Genomic DNA, 20,991 nt, shown 5'->3' with positions numbered 1-20,991 from the left:
CACGTGATGACTCTTTCCATGGCCAAGAAGCTTTACATCGAAACCCACGGTTGCCAGATGAACGAGTACGACAGCTCGCGCATGGTCGATCTGCTGGGCGAACATCAGGCCCTGGAAGTCACTGCTCGCGCTGAAGATGCCGACGTGATCCTGCTCAATACCTGCTCGATCCGCGAACGCGCCCAGGACCGGGTGTATTCGCAGCTCGGGCGCTGGCGCGAACTGAAACTGGCTAACCCGGACATGGTGATCGCCGTTGGCGGTTGCGTGGCCAGCCAGGAAGGCGCTGCAATTCGTGATCGCGCCCCTTACGTGGACGTGGTCTTCGGCCCGCAAACTCTGCACCGCCTGCCGGAGATGATCGACGCCGCGCGCGCTACCAAGCTGCCGCAAGTCGACGTTTCGTTCCCGGAAATCGAAAAGTTCGACCACTTGCCCGAGCCGCGCGTCGATGGCCCAAGCGCCTACGTGTCGGTCATGGAAGGCTGCAGCAAGTACTGCACGTTCTGCGTGGTGCCTTACACCCGTGGTGAAGAAGTCAGCCGACCTTTCGATGACGTGATCGCCGAGATCATCCACCTGGCTGAAAACGGCGTGCGTGAAGTGACCCTGCTGGGGCAGAACGTCAACGGCTATCGCGGCATCACGCATGACGGTCGTCTGGCTGACCTGGCCGAACTGATCCGCGTCGTCGCCGCCGTCGATGGTATCGACCGCATCCGCTACACCACCTCACACCCGCTGGAGTTCTCCGACAGCCTTATCCAGGCCCACGCCGACGTGCCGGAACTGGTCAAACACCTGCACTTGCCGGTGCAATCGGGCTCGGACCGGATCCTCTCGGCGATGAAGCGCAACCACACCGCGCTGGAATACAAATCCAAATTGCGCAAGCTGCGCGCCGCTGTACCGGGGATCTGCATCAGTTCGGACTTCATCGTTGGCTTCCCGGGCGAGACCGAAAAAGACTTCGAACAGACAATGAAGCTGATCGAAGACGTTGGTTTCGATTTCTCCTACTCGTTCGTTTATAGCCAGCGCCCGGGTACTCCGGCTGCCGATCTGGCCGACGAAACGCCGGAAGCGCTGAAAAAAGAACGCCTGACCGCCCTGCAACATCGCCTGAACCAGCAAGGTTTCGAGATCAGCCGACAAATGGTCGGTTCGATCCAACGGATTTTGGTAACTGATTATTCCAAAAAGGACCCCGGCGAGCTGCAGGGCCGAACCGAGAATAACCGCATCGTCAACTTCCGCTGCGACAACCCGACGTTGATTGGTCAGTTCGCCGATGTGCACATCGACGCCGCTCAGCCGCACTCGCTGCGGGGCTCGTTGTTGTAGGAGCGATGCTCGCTCGCGAAGGTCGCGCCGCTATCTGTCTGACGGATCGCGTTATCGTTCTTCGCGAGCAAGCTTTGCTCCTACAGGTCCGGTGTTCGACGTTGGGTTATTTAAGACCTTTCGCACCCAGGCCACTGGCGTTATCCTTGATTTCATCTTAATTGCCCCAGGGCGGCTAAATACGACCTTGAACGCACCCATAGAACCACATCGTTTTATCCTCGAGCCTTTTGAAGCTCGCCGCTTCGCCAATCTGTGCGGGCAATTCGACGAGCATCTGCGCTTGATCGAACAGCGCCTGACCATCGAGATCCGCAACCGCGGAAACCAGTTCGAACTGATCGGCGAGCCTAAACACACCACCTCCGCGGAAAAGCTCCTGCGCCGTCTGTACCGGGAAACCAAGGGTACCGAGCTGTCGCCGGACATGGTTCACCTGTTCCTGCAGGAATCGGCCATCGAAGAGCTGGACAACGTCTCCCCCTCCGAACCTTCCGTCGCCCTGCGCACCAAAAAAGGCATGATTCGCCCTCGCGGCTTGAATCAGTTGCGCTATGTGAAGGAAATCCTCGGTAACGACATCAACTTCGGCATTGGCCCGGCCGGTACCGGCAAGACTTATCTGGCCGTTGCCTGTGCGGTAGACGCGCTGGAACGCGAACAGATTCGTCGCATCCTGCTGGTGCGCCCGGCGGTTGAAGCGGGCGAAAAGCTTGGCTTCCTGCCCGGCGACCTGTCGCAGAAGATCGACCCGTACCTGCGCCCGCTCTACGACGCACTCTACGAAATGCTCGGCTTCGAACACGTCGCCAAGCTGATCGAGCGTCAGGTGATCGAAGTTGCGCCATTGGCCTACATGCGCGGTCGCACCTTGAACAACAGCTTCATCATCCTCGACGAAAGCCAGAACACCACCGTCGAGCAGATGAAGATGTTCCTGACCCGGATCGGCTTTGGCTCTACCGCAGTCATCACCGGTGACATCACCCAGGTCGACCTGCCGAAAGGCACCAAGTCCGGGCTGCACCATGTGATCGAAGTGCTCAAGGACGTACCGGGCATCAGCTTCACCCATTTCATGCCCAAAGACGTCGTGCGCCATCCATTGGTGCAGCGCATCGTCGAAGCCTACGAGCGCTTCGAGAATCGTGTAGCCGACGAACCGGCGAAGCTCTCGTCCAAGGACAACCGCCACGATGCTTGAGCTTGATCTGCAACTGGCTACCGACGCGCCTGCCCCAAGCGAAGCCGAGTTCCGCCAATGGTGCGAACTGGCGCTGCGTCAGCGCACGGCTGACTCCGAGATGACCATTCGCCTGGTCGATGAAACCGAAGGTCGTGAGCTCAATCACACCTGGCGGCAAAAGGACTACGCCACTAACGTTCTGTCGTTCCCCGCAGACGTTCCCGACGAATTCCTGGATATCCCGCTACTGGGTGATCTGGTGATTTGCGTGGCGGTGGTCGAGCGCGAAGCCGCTGAACAAGGCAAGGCACTCAAGGCCCATTGGGCTCATCTGGTCATTCACGGCTGCTTGCATCTGTTGGGTTACGACCATATAGATGATGACGAAGCCGAAGAAATGGAAGCACTGGAACGAACGTTGCTTGCAGAGTTGGGCTATCCCGACCCGTATGCGGACGACGACACAGACACATCCCCTATCGTTACAACAAAGGATTCAGAGTAATCGCTATGAGCGAAGATCGATCGAGCAACGGGCAAAAGTCATGGCTGGGTAAGCTCACCCAGGCTTTTGCCCACGAGCCGAAGAACCGCCAGGAGCTGCTGGAGCTGCTGCGCGATGCACACCAAAACAAGTTGCTGGACAGCGAAGCGCTGGCCATCGTCGAAGGCGCCATCCAGGTTGCTGACCTGCAAGTACGGGACATCATGGTCCCGCGCTCGCAGATGATCAGCATCAAGGCGACCCAGACACCCCGCGAGTTCCTGCCAGCCGTGGTCGACTCGGCCCACTCCCGCTACCCGGTGATCGGCGAAAGCCACGATGACGTGATGGGCGTGTTGCTGGCCAAGGACTTGCTGCCGTTGATCCTCAAGGAGAACGGCGACAGCTTCAACATCAAGGACTTGCTGCGCCCGGCCACTTTCGTGCCCGAGTCCAAGCGTCTGAATGTGCTGCTGCGCGAGTTTCGCGCCAACCACAACCACATGGCCATCGTCATTGACGAATACGGCGGCGTGGCGGGTCTGGTGACCATCGAAGACGTGCTGGAACAAATCGTCGGCGACATCGAAGACGAGCATGACGTCGAAGAAGACAGCTACATCAAGCCGCTGCCCAGCGGTGATTTCCTGATCAAGGCCCTGACGCCGATCGAGAACTTCAACGAGTTCTTCGACAGCCAATTCTCCGATGACGAATTCGATACCGTCGGCGGTCTGGTGATGAGCGCGTTCGGGCACCTGCCGAAACGCAACGAAATCACCGAAATCGGCGCCTATCGCTTCCGCATCCTGAACGCCGACAGCCGTCGGATTCACCTGCTGCGCCTGACACCCATTGCCCGTTAAGGATTGACATGCTCCGCGTAACCCGCCCCGGCTGGCCCGGTAACCTGCTGGCCGTGGTGGCCGGTGCAATCACTACCCTGGCCCTGGCGCCGTTCGATATCTGGCCGTTGGCGTTGCTGGCGGTCGGTTTCTTCTATGCCGGCTTACGCGAACTGAACCCACGTCAGGCCCTGGGCCGTGGCTGGTGTTTCGGTTTCGGCCTGTTTGGCGCTGGCACCAGTTGGATCTACTACAGCATTCACCACTTCGGCGGCGCTTCGGTGCTATTGGCCGGTTTCCTGATGCTGATCTTCACGGCGGCGATCGCCTGGTTCTTCGCCCTGCCCGCCTGGATCTGGGCGCGCTGGCTGCGCCGTAACGAAGCACCGTTGGCCGACGCCCTGGCGTTCGCGGCGTTGTGGGTTGGCCAGGAAGCCTTTCGCGGCTGGTTCCTGACCGGTTTCCCCTGGCTTTATTCCGGCTACAGCCAGCTCGACGGCCCATTGGCCGGGCTCGCGCCAGTCGGCGGAATGTGGCTGATTTCCTTCACCCTGGCCCTGACGGCCGCGCTGATCTATAACGCTATGCGTCTGATGCGCACGGGCCGCAAAGGTTTCATCGCCGCGGGTGTGTTGCTGCTGGTCGGCCCTTGGGTCGCCGGCATGGCGCTCAAGGAACACGCCTGGACAACCCCGTCGGGTGCTCCGCTAAGTGTCGCGGCGATTCAGGGCAACATCGAACAGAGCATGAAGTGGGACCCGGCGCAGCTCAACGCGCAGTTGGCGCTGTACCGCGACATGAGTTTCAGCTCGAAACCGGTCGACTTGCTGATCTGGCCGGAGACGGCCATCCCGGTACTCAAGGAGTCCGCCGAGGGCTACCTGAACATGATGGGAAGCTTCGCTGCAGAGCGTAAGTCCGCGCTGATTACCGGCGTACCGATTCGCGAGGAAGTCCATCACCAGAAGCGTTTCTACAACGGCATCACCGTCGTGGGCGAAGGCGATGGCACCTACCTCAAACAGAAGCTGGTGCCGTTTGGCGAATATGTTCCGTTGCAGGAAGTGTTGCGGGGGTTGATCGCTTTCTTCGACCTGCCGATGTCGGACTTTGCCCGCGGCCCGGCCGATCAGCCGATGCTGCAGGCCAAGGGTTATCAGATTGCGCCGTTCATCTGCTACGAAGTGGTTTACCCGGAATTCGCCGCCAGCCTTGCGGCGCGTAGCGATCTGCTGCTGACCATCAGCAACGACACCTGGTTTGGTACGTCCATCGGCCCGCTGCAACACTTGCAAATGGCGCAGATGCGCGCACTGGAGGCCGGTCGCTGGATGATCCGCGCCACCAACAACGGCGTGACCGGTTTGATCAACCCGTTCGGGCAGATCACCGTGCAGATTCCGCAGTTCGAACGCGGCATTCTGTACGGTGAAGTGGTGCCCATGCACAACCTGACGCCTTATCTTGAATGGCGTTCGTGGCCGCTGATCATTGTTTGCGTGCTGTTGTTTGGCTGGGCACTGATCGCAAGCCGGATGGCCAAGACCGTTTAGGTATCGCGGCGCCTGCAAAAAGATCGCAGCCTCGTTTCACTCGACAGCTCCTACAGAGTACGCAATCCCCTGTAGGAGCTGTCGAGTGAAACGAGGCTGCGATCTTTTGATCTTCAGCGGTAAAACATCGAATACCCGATCTGCCCTACCGCCTCATTCAACAACTGCCCGCTCTGCCAGATCGACTTGAATTCCGGCATCCAGCCGCCCAGTGGCCGGGCGTTGTCCACGCCTAAAAACCCCATCGGCGCGGGCACCACTTCAAAACCTGCCTTTTCGAAACTCCAGACTGCTCGTGGCATGTGCCAGGCCTGAGTGACGATCACCACGCGCTTGATCCCTTGCGGCAACAACACCTCGGCGCTGAACTGCGCGTTCTCCCAGGTCGTGCGGCTGCGCCCTTCCTGCCAACGCACGGTCACGCCGAAATCATCTTGCAACGAGTCGGCCATCAACCTGGCTTCAGTCGGCGGCGTGCCGTAATGCAGGCCGCCACTGGTCAGGACCGGCAAGCCCGATGCCTTGGCCAGCCGCGCCGCATAACGCTCGCGCTGCAGCGCCACACCCGTCGGCTGGTCATCGCCCCAGGCCAGATCGCCACGTTCACGCCCTGCGCCCAGCACTACAATCGCGTCAGCGTGCTGAGCCAATGTCGCCCATTCATCGCGAGCCAGCGGCGCTTCACGCTCCAGCGCCTTGGCGCCCCACTGCACCACCACCGGCAGGCTCATCAGCCAGAAGCCACCCACGCCCAACGCAAAGCACAACCCGGCAAGGCGCGGTCTTGAGCGACGCAACCACCAGGCAAGCACCAACAGCAGCAACAGAATGCCGGGCGGCAACAGGAGTTGTTTAACGAAATATCGAAAAGGCATCGAGCATCTCCAAAAAGATGCCCGAAGCCTAAGTGGGTTGACGCAATGCGACAACAAATACGAAAGGGCTATGCTTCACAAATACATCAGACATTGCTTCCAGTGTCCTTACTTGAATTGCAAAGACCGGACCTTTACTGCGTCCCTGCCGGGAACCTTGTCCTTGAGCCAGATGATCTTGGCCGAACGTGGTGCGTCGAGTTGCTTCACTGCTTCTGACAAGCATCCGTGTGTCTCACGTTCACTGCGATCGAGATACGCCTTGACCAGTGCAAACTCTGCGGGGCTCAAGCCACGCAATTCCAGTTCCAGCGGTCGCTCATCGCGTAACCGGTCAGCGGTTTTGGCTGCGTCCAGGGCCATTCCCAGACGATCGATCAATCTTTCGTACAGCTCCGGTTTTGTGACTTTTTGCCGTGACTCAACCATCCATCACCTCATTGAAGATAAGACTCACTCCCCATTTAGAGCTTAGCTTCCGTGAACAAACCGGCTGAATGCTGCGACCAACGGCCCTCGCAGCGGTTTTTGGGCGACCCGCAGCAGCAATCAGGGTTTCCCTCGGTAGAGTGCGGTCATGTATGCTACGGCGCTTCCTGTAACTCCACTTCCAGCTCGTCTGGGCACCGAAACGCCGATTTGGCGTGATCACCGTCCAGCGTTGCATTGAAGAGGATTAGGCCACCCCTATTCAGTTCAAAAGTAGCCATGCACGAACAATATCAGCCCCGTGAAATCGAAGCCGCCGCCCAGTCGTTCTGGGACGAGCAAAAGTCCTTTGAAGTCAGTGAACAGCCAGGCAAGGAGACTTTCTACTGCCTGTCGATGTTCCCTTACCCCAGCGGCAAGCTACACATGGGGCACGTGCGCAACTACACCATCGGCGACGTGATCTCCCGCTACCAGCGCATGCAAGGCAAGAACGTCCTGCAACCCATGGGTTGGGACGCCTTCGGCATGCCGGCGGAAAACGCCGCGATGAAGAACAACGTAGCGCCCGCCAAGTGGACCTACGAAAACATCGCCTACATGAAAACCCAGCTGCGCAGCCTGGGCCTCGCGGTGGACTGGTCCCGCGAAGTCACCACCTGCAAGCCTGATTACTACCGCTGGGAACAATGGCTGTTCACTCGCCTGTTCGAAAAAGGCGTGATCTACAAAAAAAGCGGCACCGTCAACTGGGACCCGGTCGACCAGACCGTTCTGGCCAACGAGCAGGTGATCGACGGTCGCGGCTGGCGTTCCGGCGCGCTGATCGAAAAGCGCGAAATCCCGATGTACTACTTCAAGATCACCGCTTACGCGGATGAGCTGCTGGAGAGCCTCGACGAACTGACTGGCTGGCCTGAACAGGTCAAGACCATGCAGCGCAACTGGATCGGCAAATCCCGCGGCATGGAAGTGCAGTTCCCGTACGACGTCGCGTCCATCGGCGAAGCCGGTGTTCTGAAAGTGTTCACCACCCGTCCGGACACCCTGATGGGCGCGACCTACGTTGCCGTAGCCGCCGAACACCCTCTGGCGACCCTGGCCGCGCAGAACAACCCTGAGCTGCAAGCGTTCATCGCTGAATGCAAGGGCGGCAGCGTCGCCGAAGCCGACGTCGCCACCCAAGAGAAAAAAGGCCTGCGCACTTCGCTGTTCGTCGAGCATCCGCTGACCGGTGAGAAACTCCCCGTGTGGGTCGCCAACTACGTGCTGATGCACTACGGCGATGGCGCGGTCATGGCCGTCCCGGCGCACGACGAACGTGATTTCGAGTTCGCCACCCAATACAACCTGCCGATCAAGTCGGTCGTGCGCACCAGCGCCGGCGACGAAACGCCAACTCCGTGGCAGGACGCTTACAACGAACACGGCACGCTGATCAATTCCGGCGAGTTCGACGGCCTCGACTTCGAAGGTGCCTTCGACGCCATCGAAGTCGCGCTGATCAAGAAGAACCTCGGCGCCTCGCGCACCCAGTTCCGCCTGCGCGACTGGGGCATCAGCCGCCAGCGCTACTGGGGCTGCCCGATCCCGATCATCCACTGCAACACCTGCGGTGATGTGCCAGTCCCGGAAGATCAGTTGCCCGTCATATTGCCGGAAGACGTCGTACCGGATGGCGCGGGTTCGCCGCTGGCACGCATGCCCGAGTTCTACGAGTGCAGCTGCCCGAAATGCGGCGCACCGGCCAAGCGTGAAACCGACACCATGGACACCTTTGTCGAGTCCTCGTGGTACTACGCCCGTTACGCCTCGCCGCACTATGAAGGCGGCCTGGTGGAAAAATCGGCGGCCGACCATTGGTTGCCGGTTGATCAGTACATCGGCGGTATCGAACACGCCATTCTTCACCTGCTGTACGCGCGCTTCTTCCACAAGCTGATGCGCGACGAAGGCCTGGTGAGCTCCAACGAGCCGTTCAAGAACCTGCTGACCCAAGGCATGGTGATCGCCGAGACCTACTATCGTCGCGAAGCCAACGGTGCCTATACGTGGTTCAACCCGGCGGACGTCGAACTCGAACGCGACAGCAAAGCCAAAGTCATCAGCGCCAAGCTGATCGCAGACGGCCTGCCGGTGGAAATCGGCGGCACCGAGAAGATGGCCAAGTCGAAGAACAACGGCGTCGACCCACAGTCGATGATTGACCAGTTCGGCGCAGACACCTGCCGCCTGTTCATGATGTTCGCCTCGCCACCCGACATGAGCGCGGAATGGTCCGACTCCGGAGTAGAAGGTTCGCACCGTTTCCTCAAGCGCGTCTGGCGCCTGGCCCAAGCCCACGTCACTCAGGGCCTGCCGGGCAAACTGGACGTCGCCAGCCTGAATGACGAACAGAAAGTCATTCGCCGTTCGATCCACCAGGCCATCAAGCAGGCCAGCCACGACGTCGGCCAGAACCACAAATTCAACACCGCCATCGCTCAGGTGATGACGCTGATGAACGTGCTGGAAAAAGCCCCGCAAGGCACCGAACAGGATCGCGCACTGATTCACGAAGGCCTGGAAACCGTGGTCTTGCTGCTGGCACCCATCACTCCGCATATCAGCCACGAGCTGTGGCATCGCCTGGGTCACGCTGATCCGGTGATCGACGCCACTTGGCCGGTGCTGGACGAAAGCGCGTTGGTGCAAGACAGCCTGCAACTGGTCATCCAGGTCAACGGCAAGCTGCGCGGCCACATCGAAATGCCCGCCAGCGCCAGCCGCGAAGAAGTCGAAGGCGCCGCACGGGCCAACGAGAACGTGCTGCGTTTTGTCGACGGTCTGACCATTCGTAAAGTGATCGTAGTGCCCGGGAAACTGGTCAATATCGTCGCCAGCTAATTGGATCAGGCGCCAGGTCATGCCTGGCGCCGAGTAAAACCTTTCGGGCCGCAAGATCGGCCCACATGGTTTCAAGGGGAGCAACAAGATGATCAAACGCAATTTGCTGGTGATAGGCCTTGCGGTCCTGCTGAGCGCCTGCGGTTTCCAGCTGCGCGGCACCGGCACCAATGAACTGGCGATCAAGGAACTCGACCTGAGTGCCCGCAACGCTTACGGCGAAATCGTGACGCAACTGCGTCAGGTGCTGGAAAGCAGCGGCGTCAAGGTCTACAGCGGTGCACCTTACAAGCTGGTGCTGACCAATGAGCAGGAAAGCCAGCGCATTCTCAGCTACGCAGGTGCCGGTCGTACTGGCGAGTATCAGGTGAGCACGGTGCTGGACTACGACATCCGTGGTGAGAGCAACTTGACGCTGCTGAGCGACAAGCTCGAAGTGCAAAAAATCTTTATCCACGACGGCAGCAACCTGGTGGGTTCCGACCAGGAAGCCAACGATGCCCGCAAGGAAACCCGTCGTGAACTGGTTCAACGGATGATGCTGCGTCTGCAACAGCTCACTCCGGCTCAGCTGGATCAGCTGCAACAGACCGCCAACGCCAAAGCCAAGGCTGAAGCCGATGCATTGGAAGCGGCTCAGAAGGCTGAAGCGCAAACCCCGCGCCAGTCGCCAATAGAACTGCCGCAGCAGTAAGACTTACGGGGCGCTCAGGCGCCCCGTTCGACCTCTCCTATGAAACTCGCCCCCGCCCAACTCGCCAAACACCTGCAAGGTGCCCTCGCGCCGGTCTACATCATCAGTGGCGATGATCCACTGCTGTGTCAGGAAGCCGCCGACGCCATACGTGCCGCCGCCCGGAAACAGGGGTTCGACGAGCGCCAGGTCTTCGCCGCCGACGCCAGTTTCGACTGGGGAACGTTGCTGCAAGCCGGCGCGAGCATGTCGCTGTTCGCCGAAAAGCGCCTGCTGGAACTGCGTCTGCCGTCCGGCAAACCCGGTGACAAAGGCGCTGCCGCGTTTATCGAGTACTGCTCGCGACCGGCCGAAGACACGGTGTTGCTGATCAGCCTGCCGAAACTGGATGGCAGTGCGCAGAAAACCAAGTGGGGCAAGGCGCTGGTCGAAGGTCAGCAGACCCAGTTCGTGCAAATCTGGCCGATAGAGGCCAATCAGTTGCCGAGCTGGATCCGTCAACGGTTGTCCCAGGCCGGGCTTTCCGCCAGCCAGGACGCCGTCGAACTGATCGCCGCACGGGTCGAGGGCAACCTGCTGGCGGCGGCCCAGGAAATCGAAAAGCTCAAACTGATGGCCGAAGGTGGTCAGATCACCGTTGAAACCGTGCAAGCGGCGGTGGCCGACAGTGCGCGCTTCGATGTCTTTGGCCTGACCGATGCGATTCTCAACGGCGAAGCGGCTCATGCACTGCGTATGCTTGAAGGGCTGCGCGGTGAGGGCGTCGAACCGCCAGTGATTCTCTGGGCGCTGGCCCGGGAGCTGCGTCTGCTGGCCAACCTGTCACTGCAGTACAGCCAGGGCGTGCCACTGGACAAAGCCTTCAGCTCTGCCCGACCGCCGATCTGGGACAAACGCAAACCGCTGATGAGCAAAGCCTTGCAACGCTACTCGGCGCAACGCTGGGCGCAGCTATTGCTGGAAGCACAGCGCATCGACGCACAGATCAAAGGCCAGGCCGCCGGTTCGCCGTGGATGAGCCTCAGTCGGTTGTCGTTGTTGATGGCCGGCCAGCGGCTGACCTTGCCTGCCGAGTAAACAAGCCCTATACATAGCAGCTGGCGAAGCCTGCTGCTACAGAGGTTTCCTACACTACTCACGTCCATTTGCCCTATAGACAGAACCCCAACTTCGGCAGAATATTTCCCACCGCAAAACCCACTCAATCGAGAGATCTGATCATGAGCAAAAAGCCATCCAAAAATGGCCCCAACAAGGCCAAATCCATCATCGCCCAGCCACTGTTCCGCAGCCGTCAGGAACCCGCCGGCAAGGGCAAAGGCAGCTACCGCCGCGAAGCCTTCCAGTCTAATAGCTGGGAGGCTTCTTACTTTCTGGCGGCCTGAAAGGCAAGCGATCGCTCAACATGTTAAGGTCTGCACCTGATTCGTACTCCCTGGACCCGTGCATGCCCTTTTGTATTTCCCGTCGTTGGCCCCTGCGCCAACTGATAGCTGCCTCCAGCCTCGTTTTGCTAGTCGCCTGCGCGGAAAAACCGACCGCCGCCGACGCCAAGCCGCTTCAGACCCTCCCCGTCGCGACAGCCCCTGCGATCATTCCGCCCGTGGTTCCGACCGGTGAAAACCTCGACATCCAGCCCACCCAGACCTTTGCCGAATGGCAGGCAGGTTTCCGCAAGGACGCTTTGGCCGCCGGTATCCGCGCCGATCTGTTCGACCGCGCCTTCGCCAATGTCAGTCTCGACACCAGCGTGATCCGTGCCGACCGTAGCCAGCCGGAATTTGCCCGTCCAGTGTGGGAATACCTCGACGGCGCCCTTTCGCCGCTGCGGGTACGCAAAGGCGAGGCACTGGTCAGCCAATATGCCGACATCCTGCAAAGCATCGAACAGCGCTACGGCGTCGATCGTCAGGTACTGGTTTCGGTGTGGGGCATGGAAAGTAACTTCGGGCAGTTCCAGGGCAACAAGTCGGTGATCAATTCCCTGGCGACCCTGGCCTATGAAGGTCGGCGCCCCGGGTTTGCCCACGCGCAACTGATTGCTGCCCTGCAGATCCTGCAACAGGGCGACATCGAGCCTGAGAAAATGCTTGGCTCCTGGGCTGGCGCCATGGGCCAGACCCAGTTCATCCCGACCACCTACAACACCCACGCCGTGGACTTCGATGGCGACGGCCGCCGCGACATCTGGGGCAGCCCGGCCGATGCGCTGGCCTCGACGGCGCACTACCTGCAAAGCTCAGGCTGGCAGAAAGGCCAGCCGTGGGGCTTTGAAGTGCAGCTACCGGGCAGTTTCAACTACGTCCTGGCCGATGGCACGATTCGCAAGAGCGTCGCTGAATGGCTGCAACTGGGCGTCACCCTGCCCAATGGCGGCCAGGTTCCGCCAGGCTCCGAACACCTGTCAGCCGCCCTGCTGCTGCCGGCCGGTTACCGTGGCCCGGCGTTCCTGGTCCTCGACAACTTCCGCGCGATCCTCAAGTACAACAACTCGTCGTCTTACGCCTTGGCCGTTAGCCTGTTGTCCGAGCGCTTCAACGGCGCCGGCCTGATCAACGGCACATGGCCGAAAGATGATTTGCCGCTGAGCCGTACCGAGCGGATCGAATTGCAAAGTCTGTTGAGCGCGCAGAATTATGACGCGGGCAACGCCGACGGCATTATCGGCGCCAACACCCGCAAAGCGATCCGCAGCGCCCAGCAGTCATTTGGCTGGCCGGCGGATGGGTATCCGACGCACAAGTTGCTCGAAGGCCTGCGTAACCGCTAAAAGCATCGCGGGCAAGCCTTGCTCCTACAGGTTCAGTGGTGTTCACAAAATGGGTGAACGACGCGATACCTGTAGGAGCAAGGCTTGCCCGCGAAGACTGACTATCAGGCGCTAATGAACTACCGCTTAATCACTACATCCTGCTCCAACATTAACTCCTTGTTCCCCGCATCCAGCCTCACCAGCGCCCCCATCGGCAACGTCAGGTTCGGATCGCAATGCCCGCTGCGCCACCCTGCCAGAACCGGTATCCGCAAAGGCGTAAAGGTCTGCTTGAGCAAGCGCTCCAACGAAACCGTATCAACCCCCGCCACATCCCCCACCAGAACCCCGCGCAGCTTGTGCAGCGTGCCGGCAAGACGCAGATGGGTCAGCAGCCGGTCGATGCGATACAGCGGCTCGTTAATGTCCTCGATGAACAGGATGACGCCTTCGGCATCCATCTCATATGGCGTACCCATGGTCGCGGCGATTATTGAAAGATTGCCCCCAAGCAAACGCCCGTGAGCGATACCAGGCTCGATTGTGGTCAACGGGTAAGCCGCCGGGTGCGCCAGCACGCTACCGGCCTTCACCTGTCCTCTGAGCATGTTGAAAAACGAAGACTCGGTAGGTTTTTGCTTGTCACCCAGCAGGTCGGCGTTGAGCATCGGGCCATGAAAGGTCACGAAGCCTGCATAACGGCTGATCGCCAAGTGCAGCGCGGTGATGTCGCTGTAGCCGATGAACGGCTTGGCATTGTTGCGCAGCAGTTCAAAGTCGATTCGATCGAGCAACCGCGGCGTACCGTACCCCCCACGCATGCAAATGATGGTGTCGACCTCACTGTCAGCGAACGCTGCGTGCAGGTCATTGAGCCGTACATCGTCGCTGCCGGCCAGGTAATCGTCTTTCTCGTACACGCCGGGGAAAACCCGCAGCGAGTATCCACGAGCGCGCATCCAGGCGATGGCCTTATCGGTGTCCAGCGCAGCGGGACCGGCGGGCGCGATGACGCCAATCAGCCCTTGCGACGGTAAAGCCGGAACGGGTGCGTGAGGACAAAGGGTGTGGGTCGGTCGAACGGTCATCCATGAATCTCCCTGCGTGAAAGCGTCAAGCACACAGTAGTCAGGAACGGGGACAAACAGAAGAGGGTCAGTCGCCCCGCAGGTTGCAGGAAAAGACGGTCATACCCGTAGGGCAAGGCAAAAAAACGCCCGCAAGGCGCAATGCCTTGCGGGCGTTTTCAAGTCTTGCAGCTGATCAGGACGACATCAGCTCGGCTTTAACCAGTTTCGCCTGCTCGTCGGCGTGATACGAGGAACGTACCAGCGGGCCGGAAGCGACGTTCTTGAAGCCCATCTTGTAACCTTCCTCGGCGAACCAGGCGAACACGTCCGGGTGCACGAAACGCTGGACCGGCAAGTGGCTGCGGGACGGCTGCAGGTACTGGCCCAGGGTGAGCATGTCGATGTCGTGTTCGCGCATGCGCTTCATGACTTCGATCACTTCTTCGTCAGTCTCGCCCAGACCCAGCATCAGGCCGGACTTGGTCGGAATGTGCGGCATCATCTGCTTGAAGCGTTGCAGCAGGGTCAGCGACCACTGGTAATCCGAACCCGGACGCGCCGCCTTGTACAGGCGCGGCACGGTTTCCAGGTTGTGGTTGAACACATCCGGCGGCTCGGCAGCGGTGATTTCCAGCGCAACGTCCATACGGCCACGGTAATCCGGGACCAGGGTTTCGAGCTGCACGTTCGGCGACAGCTTGCGGATCTCGCGGATGCAGTCGGCAAAGTGCTGTGCACCGCCATCACGCAGGTCGTCGCGGTCAACCGAGGTGATCACCACGTACTTGAGTTTCAGGTCGGCGATGGCGATGGCCAGGCTTTCCGGCTCGTTGGTGTCCAGTGGCTTAGGACGACCGTGGCCGACGTCGCAGAACGGGCAGCGACGGGTGCAGATGTCACCCATGATCATGAAGGTCGCGGTGCCGCCGGAGAAACATTCGCCCAGGTTCGGGCAGGACGCTTCTTCGCAGACACTGTGCAGTTTGTGTTTGCGCAGCAGGGCCTTGATGCGGTCGACTTCCGGGGAAACCGGGATACGCACGCGAATCCAGTCAGGTTTCTTCGGCAGTTCGGTGGTCGGAATGATCTTCACCGGGATACGTGCAACCTTCTCGGCGCCGCGCAGCTTGACGCCGGCTTCAACCTTGGCACGCGGGGCCGGACGCTCGGTGACATCCAGCGTCGGGATCATGGTTTGCACTGCATCAGTAGTCATATCAGTCGATTCCGCCCGTTAGGGTCGTCTGCTCAGCATAGTCGAGGTGTTTGACGAGCTGCGCGCGCAGCCGGGCACTTACCTCGGCAAATTCAATCGATCCTGCGTGATCGCTCAGCTGGGTCATCGCCAGCCCGGCGTAGCCGCAGGGATTAATCCGTCGAAACGGTTCCAGGTTCATGTCCACGTTCAGGGCCAGGCCATGAAAGGAGCAACCGTGGCGGATCCGCAGACCCAGAGAAGCGATTTTCGCCCCATTGACGTAGACACCCGGTGCATCCGGCTTGGCCACGGCGGTCACGCCGTAGCTGGCCAGCAACTCGATCAGGCATTGTTCCATGCGGCTGACCAGGTCACGCACGCCGAAACCCAGCTTGCGCACATCGAGCAACAGGTAGGCCACCAATTGGCCGGGACCGTGATAAGTCACCTGACCACCGCGATCAACCTTTACCACCGGAATATCTCCCGGGAGCAACACGTGCTCGGCCTTGCCGGCCTGGCCCTGAGTGAACACCGGCGGATGCTCGACCAGCCAGATCTCGTCCGCGGCATCGCTGCCGCGTTCATTGGTGAAGCGTTGCATGGCGTGCCAGACCGGCTCGTAAGCCATCTGGCCGAGCTCGCGAAAGCCCAGCACGGCAGACATCACAGCACCATGTGCACGAAACCGGTAGCCCGCAACTCGCTGTTGATGTCGTACAGCTGTTCTTGACCGGTGGCGATGATGTGCAGCTGGATGGTGGTGTACTTGCCGTTGGTGCTTTGACGCTCGTCGATGCGCTCATCGTTGATGGTCGCGTGTTTCTTGACGATGTCGATGATCTTGTCTTTGTTACCCGCGCCGGTATCGCTGATTACCTTGACCGGATAATCCGTCACCGGGAATTCGATCTTTGGCGCCTTTACTTCGGTGTCTGTCATGGCGTAACGGCCTCGTAAGCCGTGGCAACGGACATGGCCCCGTTCCGGATTGGAACAGGGCCATGCAGGTCCACACTAATTCAGTTGAACAAGCCGTAGAAGAATAGACGGATGCTATCCCACATGCGGCGGAAGATACCACCCTCGTCGACCGCGTCCAGAGCGATCAGATCAGCGCTATGCACGACTTTGTCGTCCAGCTTCACTTCAACTTTACCGATTACGTCGCCCTTGGCGATCGGCGCGATCAATTGCGGGTTCATGGTCATGCTGGCGGCGAGCTTTTTCAGCTGGCCTTTTGGCAGGGTCATGGTCAGGTCTTGAGCCAGGCCGGCCTTGATTTGATTGGTGGTGCCTTTCCAGACAGGAGCCTGGGCCAGCTCGGCGCCTTTTTGATAGAACGTCTGGGTTTCGAAGAAGCGGAAACCGTAGGTCAGCAGCTTCTGGGTTTCAGAGGCGCGAGCCACTTCGCTGTTGGTGCCGAACACCACGGCGATCAAACGCATGCCATCACGTACAGCCGAAGACACCATGCAATAGCCGGCTTCGTCGGTGTGGCCGGTTTTCAGGCCATCGACCGTCTTGTCGCGCCACAGCAGCAGGTTACGGTTAGGTTGCTTGATGCCGTTCCAGAAGAACTCTTTCTGCGAGTAGATCGCGTAGTGAGCCGGGTCTTCGTGGATGATCGCGCGAGCCAGCACCGCCATGTCGTGAGCCGACGAGTAGTGCTCCGGGTTCGGCAGACCGGTCGGGTTCATGAAGTGGCTGTTGGTCATGCCCAGGTCGGCCACGGTTTTGTTCATCATGTCAGCGAAGGCGTCTTCGCTGCCGGCGATGTGCTCGGCGAGCGCAACACTGGCGTCGTTACCCGACTGAATGATGATGCCGTGCAGCAGGTCGCTGACCGTGACCTGCGAGCCGACCTTGATGAACATCCGCGAACCGCCGGTACGCCAGGCGTTTTCGCTGACGGTCACCGGATCGTTTTCGCCGATCTGGCCGCGACGGATTTCCAGGGTCGCGATGTACGCGGTCATCAGCTTGGTCAGGCTGGCCGGCGGCAGACGCTGGTCACCGTTGTTCTCCACCAGCACGTTGCCGCTACTGGCGTCCATGAGTACATAGGCTTTGGCGGCCAGTTGCGGTGGCGACGGCATCATCTCGACCGCGAAAGCGGCAGGCGAGAGGAGCAGCGGGACTAGCAGGCACAGGCGTTTGGCAAAGGTGGTGATGTTCATCCGTCTCTCGAAATCGCTAATGGAAACTGCCTAAAGGCAAAACTAATCAGACAACCTTCAGGCTTTGCCCGAAAACTACCTGCGCGACGATCATGCTGCGTTAAAAACAGGCTCGGAATACTCATGTAGGTCCCCTACACTCCGCTTCCTCGCCTGTTCTTGCCTTGCCTGATCGCCGCTCGGCGAGTTTTCGAACAAACCCTACGGGTCATCGCGTGTTCAGTTGTTCACTCAGACCCTTGCCGGGCTTTTGTTCTTCAACGAGCCAACAACCAGGTCCACCCCCCAAACAGCAAGCGAACCGTCAATCAGGTACTACGTATTATTCGGCAGTGACCAGGCTCGGCGAACCGAGATTGGCCAGGCGCACACTGTTCTGCACTTGCTGGATTTCACCCGGCGAGCCGATCGGCCCCAGGCGCACCCGATGCAGCGTCTGTTGATTGCGCACGATCGAACTGATGAACACCGGAGCGCTCACCATCCCGCTGAGCTTCGATCTCAGGAGTTCTGCAGCGTCCGGGTTGGCGAACGCGCCCACCTGCAGATACTGGCCAGAGGCTGGTACAGAAGCGTTTTTTTTTGCATCGATCGGCACGGGCACAACGGCCGCGGCGTGCTGCTGCGGCGGTGGCGTCCATTGTTCGACGGTGCCGGCCGATGCCGTAATTACCGGGGCGCTATTTTGCGCGACTTTCGGCTCGTTAAGCATCAGGGGCGCCGGACGGCCTTTGGCTGCCCACCATTGCTGCGGGTCGATGCCTTCGACCTTGACCCGCGCCGTGCCGGTTTCAGCGTAGCCAAGCTTTTTGGCGGCAGCGTAGGACAAGTCGATGATCCGGTCCGAATAGAACGGTCCGCGGTCGTTGACCCTCAGGATCACGGTTTTGTTGTTGTCCAGATTGGTCACACGAACGTAACTGGGCAGCGGCAAGGTCTTGTGCGCGGCACTCATGCCGTACAAGTCGTAAACCTCGCCATTGGCGGTGTTCTGGCCGTGGAATTTGGTGCCGTACCAGGAGGCCGTGCCCGAGGCGACGTAGGTCTTGGATTCCTGCTGGGGGAAATAAGTCTTGCCGAGCACGGTGTACGGGTTGGCTTTATAAGGACCACTGTGCAGGGTCGGCGTGGCATCCGGGATGCGCGATACGTCGACGTCCCACCAGGGTGCGCCATCCTTGTGAGCCCGGTTGATATCCAGGCCTGGTGCCGAACGAACGGCGGTCGGGGACTTCTGAGTCGGCGCGCGGCTGGTCGAACAACTGGCGACCAGCACCGCCAACGCGGCGAATGCCATCAGCTTCAGGGGTTTATTCATAGGCAATGCCCGCATTACTTGACGCCCCGTGCTTGGACCAGCTGTTCAGACAGTTGATGTACAGCCATGGCGTACATCACGCTGCGGTTATAACGCGTGATTGCGTAAAAATTCGTCAGGCCCATCCAGTATTCGGGGCCATTGTCACCTTCCAGGCGGAAAGCCGTGACCGGCATATCATCACGCAGCGCATCATGACTTGACCACCCCAGCACCCGCAACTCCCCGACGGTTTTAGTCGGTTCGATGCCCGTGGTCAAACCTTCGTCTAGATGTTCGCCACGCGCATCCGCGCGGCTGACCACCGGTTCGCCGGCGACCCAACCATGACGCTTGAAATAACTGGCGACGCTGCCAATGGCATCGTCCGGATTGGTCCAGATATTAATGTGGCCGTCACCGTCAAAATCCACCGCATAGGCCCGAAAACTGCTCGGCATGAACTGCGGCAAACCCATGGCGCCAGCGTAGGAGCCTTTGAGGGTCAGCGGATCGACCTGCTCTTCCCGGGCCAGCAACAGGAACTCACGCAGTTCCTTGCGGAAAAATTCAGCACGGGGAGGATAGTCGAAACCCAGGGTCGACAAGGCGTCGATCACCCGAAAATTGCCGGTATTGCGACCGAAAAAGGTCTCAACGCCGATGATCGAGACGATTACCTGCGCCGGAACGCCGTATTCCTGCTCGGCGCGGGCCAATACCGCCTCGTGCTGACGCCAGAAGTCCACACCACGGGCGATGCGCGCGTCGGTGATGAACATCGGGCGATACTCGTTCCACTGCTTGACCCGCTCGGCCGGTTTCGAGATCGCGTCCAGAATCGACTGCTTGCGCTCGGCTTCGCGGAACACGCCCATCAGTTGCTCACCGGCGAAACCGTAGTCGCGGGTCATTTCACCGACGAATTCGGCCACCTGCGGTGAGCCTTCGTAATCGCCGGCCAACGCTTGATGCGCTGTGCCAAGGATGCTTACCAGGCCGACCCATGGCGCATATCGAGTCGCCCAGCCACGCATTACTTGCATTGAAATCTTCACCTTATTCAAACCTGAGCGATCCACTTACGATGGGTATGGATCGACATCAAAACCCCAAACGCTGACAGTAGCGTCACCAGCGAAGTTCCTCCGTAGCTAATGAACGGCAACGGCACCCCTACAACCGGCAACAGGCCACTGACCATACCGATGTTGACGAAAACGTAAACAAAAAACGTCATGGTCAGGCTACCCGCGAGCAATTTGCCGAACAATGTCTGGGCCTGGGCGGTAATCACCAGTCCGCGACCGATCAACAGCAGGTAAATCAGCAGCAGTGCGCAGATACCCACCAGGCCGAATTCTTCGCCCATGACCGCAATAATGAAGTCGGTGTGGCTTTCCGGCAGGAAGTCCAGGTGCGACTGGGTGCCGAGCAACCAGCCCTTGCCGAATACACCGCCGGAACCGATGGCGGCTTTCGATTGAATGATGTTCCAGCCAGTGCCCAGCGGATCGCTCTCCGGGTCGAGGAACGTCAGGACGCGCTGCTTTTGGTAATCGTGCATCACGAAGTACCACATGGCCACAGACACCGGCACGGCGGCAGCAATCACGCTGAGAATCCAGCGCCAGCGCAGGCCGCCCATGAACAGCACGAACGCGCCACCGGCGAGAATAAGCAGTGACGTGCCGAGGTCGGGCTGGCGCACGATCAAGATGAATGGCAACCCGATCAGAAACAGACTGACGCCCACATGCTTGAGCTGTGGCGGCAAGGAGCGCTTGGCCAGGTACCAGGCGATAGTTGCCGGCATCAGGATCTTCATGAACTCCGAGGGCTGGAAGCGGATCACCCCGGGAATGTTGATCCAGCGCGTGGCACCCATGGCGTTGTGGCCCATGACATCCACCACAACCAGCAACAGCACGCCGATCACATAACCGACGGGCACCCAGCGGGCCATAAAGCGCGGCTCGAACTGGGCGATGACGATCATCGACACCAGGCCGATGCCAAAGGAAGTCGCTTGCTTGGCCAGCAGATCCCAGCTTTTACCGCTGGCCGAATACAGCACGAACAGGCTTCCGGCCGCGAGGGTCAGCAGCAGGATCAGCAACGGGCCGTCGATGTGCATGCGTTGCAACAGCGTCGCACGGCGACGCATCACATCCTCGCTGGAGAGGATGCGATCGAAA

Annotated in this window: 20 protein-coding genes; 10 read left to right on the top strand and 10 right to left on the bottom strand. The window is 59.9% G+C overall.

All coding sequences use genetic code 11. From position 1 onward, the window contains the following. Positions 1-18 precede the first annotated feature (18 nt). From miaB to lnt, 5 genes are all read left to right on the top strand, one after another. Positions 19-1,344 carry a tRNA (N6-isopentenyl adenosine(37)-C2)-methylthiotransferase MiaB gene (miaB, locus tag ACYZUA_RS06145; protein ID WP_461962411.1) on the top strand — a complete coding sequence of 442 codons (1,326 nt, stop codon included), beginning with the start codon at positions 19-21 and terminating at the stop codon, positions 1,342-1,344. Positions 1,345-1,531: 187 nt separating this feature from the next. Next, positions 1,532-2,548 (top strand): PhoH family protein, encoded by a 1,017-nt coding sequence (locus ACYZUA_RS06140; protein WP_461962410.1) that lies wholly within the window; start codon positions 1,532-1,534, stop codon positions 2,546-2,548. Then, complete coding sequence (gene ybeY / locus ACYZUA_RS06135; RefSeq protein ID WP_461962409.1) at positions 2,541-3,035, top strand: rRNA maturation RNase YbeY; 495 nt, start codon at positions 2,541-2,543, stop codon at positions 3,033-3,035. The genes ACYZUA_RS06140 and ybeY overlap by 8 nt, the downstream gene beginning before the upstream one ends. Before the next feature lie 5 nt (positions 3,036-3,040). Continuing rightward, complete coding sequence (locus tag ACYZUA_RS06130) at positions 3,041-3,880, top strand: HlyC/CorC family transporter (RefSeq protein ID WP_461962408.1); 840 nt, start codon at positions 3,041-3,043, stop codon at positions 3,878-3,880. An 8-nt stretch (positions 3,881-3,888) separates the two neighbouring features. Further along, the gene (gene lnt, locus ACYZUA_RS06125; RefSeq protein ID WP_461962407.1) at positions 3,889-5,412 is read left to right on the top strand and encodes an apolipoprotein N-acyltransferase; all 1,524 of its coding nucleotides are present in this window, start codon (positions 3,889-3,891) and stop codon (positions 5,410-5,412) included. A 113-nt stretch (positions 5,413-5,525) separates the two neighbouring features. On the opposite strand, the gene ACYZUA_RS06120 is transcribed toward lnt, so the two are convergent. Next, a complete protein-coding gene (locus ACYZUA_RS06120; RefSeq protein WP_461962406.1) occupies positions 5,526-6,287 on the bottom strand; it encodes a YdcF family protein in 762 nt (253 codons plus the stop codon). A 108-nt stretch (positions 6,288-6,395) separates the two neighbouring features. Beyond that, on the bottom strand, positions 6,396-6,716 hold the full coding sequence (locus ACYZUA_RS06115; RefSeq protein WP_095130744.1) for a hypothetical protein: 321 nt from the start codon (positions 6,714-6,716) through the stop codon (positions 6,396-6,398). Between the two features lie 279 nt (positions 6,717-6,995). Between ACYZUA_RS06115 and leuS the strand changes: the two genes are divergently transcribed. The 5 genes from leuS (at position 6,996) to ACYZUA_RS06090 (ending at position 13,066) form a co-directional block, all read left to right on the top strand. Then, a complete protein-coding gene (leuS, locus tag ACYZUA_RS06110; RefSeq protein ID WP_461962405.1) occupies positions 6,996-9,602 on the top strand; it encodes a leucine--tRNA ligase in 2,607 nt (868 codons plus the stop codon). 88 nt (positions 9,603-9,690) lie between these two features. Further along, complete coding sequence (locus tag ACYZUA_RS06105; protein ID WP_461962404.1) at positions 9,691-10,296, top strand: LPS-assembly lipoprotein LptE; 606 nt, start codon at positions 9,691-9,693, stop codon at positions 10,294-10,296. 39 nt (positions 10,297-10,335) lie between these two features. Next, a complete protein-coding gene (holA, locus tag ACYZUA_RS06100) occupies positions 10,336-11,373 on the top strand; it encodes a DNA polymerase III subunit delta (protein ID WP_461962403.1) in 1,038 nt (345 codons plus the stop codon). A gap of 143 nt (positions 11,374-11,516) precedes the next feature. Next, positions 11,517-11,681 (top strand): alternative ribosome rescue factor ArfA, encoded by a 165-nt coding sequence (gene arfA, locus ACYZUA_RS06095; protein WP_008152840.1) that lies wholly within the window; start codon positions 11,517-11,519, stop codon positions 11,679-11,681. A 62-nt stretch (positions 11,682-11,743) separates the two neighbouring features. After that, positions 11,744-13,066 (top strand): lytic murein transglycosylase, encoded by a 1,323-nt coding sequence (locus ACYZUA_RS06090; RefSeq protein WP_461962402.1) that lies wholly within the window; start codon positions 11,744-11,746, stop codon positions 13,064-13,066. Between the two features lie 119 nt (positions 13,067-13,185). Here the strand turns inward: ACYZUA_RS06090 and ACYZUA_RS06085 are convergent, their stop codons facing one another. From ACYZUA_RS06085 to rodA, 8 genes are all read right to left on the bottom strand, one after another. Beyond that, positions 13,186-14,136: a S66 peptidase family protein gene (locus ACYZUA_RS06085; protein WP_461962401.1), complete on the bottom strand. Its 951-nt coding sequence runs from the start codon at positions 14,134-14,136 to the stop codon at positions 13,186-13,188. A gap of 175 nt (positions 14,137-14,311) precedes the next feature. Further along, complete coding sequence (gene lipA / locus ACYZUA_RS06080) at positions 14,312-15,334, bottom strand: lipoyl synthase (RefSeq protein WP_008152832.1); 1,023 nt, start codon at positions 15,332-15,334, stop codon at positions 14,312-14,314. Position 15,335: 1 nt separating this feature from the next. Beyond that, complete coding sequence (lipB, locus tag ACYZUA_RS06075; protein WP_461962400.1) at positions 15,336-15,983, bottom strand: lipoyl(octanoyl) transferase LipB; 648 nt, start codon at positions 15,981-15,983, stop codon at positions 15,336-15,338. Then, positions 15,983-16,258, bottom strand: a complete 276-nt coding sequence (locus ACYZUA_RS06070; RefSeq protein ID WP_461962399.1) for a DUF493 domain-containing protein — start codon at positions 16,256-16,258, stop codon at positions 15,983-15,985. Before ACYZUA_RS06070 ends, lipB begins: the two co-directional genes overlap by 1 nt. Before the next feature lie 80 nt (positions 16,259-16,338). Further along, on the bottom strand, positions 16,339-17,496 hold the full coding sequence (locus tag ACYZUA_RS06065; RefSeq protein WP_461962398.1) for a D-alanyl-D-alanine carboxypeptidase family protein: 1,158 nt from the start codon (positions 17,494-17,496) through the stop codon (positions 16,339-16,341). 322 nt (positions 17,497-17,818) lie between these two features. Then, complete coding sequence (locus ACYZUA_RS06060) at positions 17,819-18,829, bottom strand: septal ring lytic transglycosylase RlpA family protein (RefSeq protein WP_461962397.1); 1,011 nt, start codon at positions 18,827-18,829, stop codon at positions 17,819-17,821. Beyond that, entirely contained in the window at positions 18,829-19,839 is a 1,011-nt protein-coding gene (gene mltB / locus ACYZUA_RS06055; protein ID WP_461962396.1) for a lytic murein transglycosylase B, read from the bottom strand. Before mltB ends, ACYZUA_RS06060 begins: the two co-directional genes overlap by 1 nt. A gap of 17 nt (positions 19,840-19,856) precedes the next feature. Continuing rightward, complete coding sequence (gene rodA, locus ACYZUA_RS06050) at positions 19,857-20,960, bottom strand: rod shape-determining protein RodA (RefSeq protein ID WP_461963894.1); 1,104 nt, start codon at positions 20,958-20,960, stop codon at positions 19,857-19,859. Between the last annotated feature and the right edge of the window lie 31 nt (positions 20,961-20,991).

It is taken from the genome of Pseudomonas sp. LS2P72 (assembly GCF_054897865.1).
This window is presented reverse-complemented; position numbering and strand designations above follow the sequence as displayed.

Excerpts from the sequence above, each read along its gene's own strand:
- miaB (WP_461962411.1), top strand. The coding sequence starts at position 19 with ATGGCCAAGAAGCTTTACATCGAAACCCACGGTTGCCAGATGAACGAG.
- ybeY (WP_461962409.1), top strand. The coding sequence starts at position 2,541 with ATGCTTGAGCTTGATCTGCAACTGGCTACCGACGCGCCTGCCCCAAGC.
- ACYZUA_RS06130 (WP_461962408.1), top strand. The coding sequence starts at position 3,041 with ATGAGCGAAGATCGATCGAGCAACGGGCAAAAGTCATGGCTGGGTAAG.
- lnt (WP_461962407.1), top strand. The coding sequence starts at position 3,889 with ATGCTCCGCGTAACCCGCCCCGGCTGGCCCGGTAACCTGCTGGCCGTG.
- ACYZUA_RS06120 (WP_461962406.1), bottom strand. The coding sequence starts at position 6,287 with ATGCCTTTTCGATATTTCGTTAAACAACTCCTGTTGCCGCCCGGCATT.
- ACYZUA_RS06115 (WP_095130744.1), bottom strand. The coding sequence starts at position 6,716 with ATGGTTGAGTCACGGCAAAAAGTCACAAAACCGGAGCTGTACGAAAGA.
- leuS (WP_461962405.1), top strand. The coding sequence starts at position 6,996 with ATGCACGAACAATATCAGCCCCGTGAAATCGAAGCCGCCGCCCAGTCG.
- ACYZUA_RS06105 (WP_461962404.1), top strand. The coding sequence starts at position 9,691 with ATGATCAAACGCAATTTGCTGGTGATAGGCCTTGCGGTCCTGCTGAGC.
- holA (WP_461962403.1), top strand. The coding sequence starts at position 10,336 with ATGAAACTCGCCCCCGCCCAACTCGCCAAACACCTGCAAGGTGCCCTC.
- arfA (WP_008152840.1), top strand. The coding sequence starts at position 11,517 with ATGAGCAAAAAGCCATCCAAAAATGGCCCCAACAAGGCCAAATCCATC.
- ACYZUA_RS06090 (WP_461962402.1), top strand. The coding sequence starts at position 11,744 with ATGCCCTTTTGTATTTCCCGTCGTTGGCCCCTGCGCCAACTGATAGCT.
- ACYZUA_RS06085 (WP_461962401.1), bottom strand. The coding sequence starts at position 14,136 with ATGACCGTTCGACCGACCCACACCCTTTGTCCTCACGCACCCGTTCCG.
- lipA (WP_008152832.1), bottom strand. The coding sequence starts at position 15,334 with ATGACTACTGATGCAGTGCAAACCATGATCCCGACGCTGGATGTCACC.
- lipB (WP_461962400.1), bottom strand. The coding sequence starts at position 15,983 with ATGTCTGCCGTGCTGGGCTTTCGCGAGCTCGGCCAGATGGCTTACGAG.
- ACYZUA_RS06070 (WP_461962399.1), bottom strand. The coding sequence starts at position 16,258 with ATGACAGACACCGAAGTAAAGGCGCCAAAGATCGAATTCCCGGTGACG.
- ACYZUA_RS06065 (WP_461962398.1), bottom strand. The coding sequence starts at position 17,496 with ATGAACATCACCACCTTTGCCAAACGCCTGTGCCTGCTAGTCCCGCTG.
- ACYZUA_RS06060 (WP_461962397.1), bottom strand. The coding sequence starts at position 18,829 with ATGCGGGCATTGCCTATGAATAAACCCCTGAAGCTGATGGCATTCGCC.
- mltB (WP_461962396.1), bottom strand. The coding sequence starts at position 19,839 with ATGCAAGTAATGCGTGGCTGGGCGACTCGATATGCGCCATGGGTCGGC.
- rodA (WP_461963894.1), bottom strand. The coding sequence starts at position 20,960 with ATGCGTCGCCGTGCGACGCTGTTGCAACGCATGCACATCGACGGCCCG.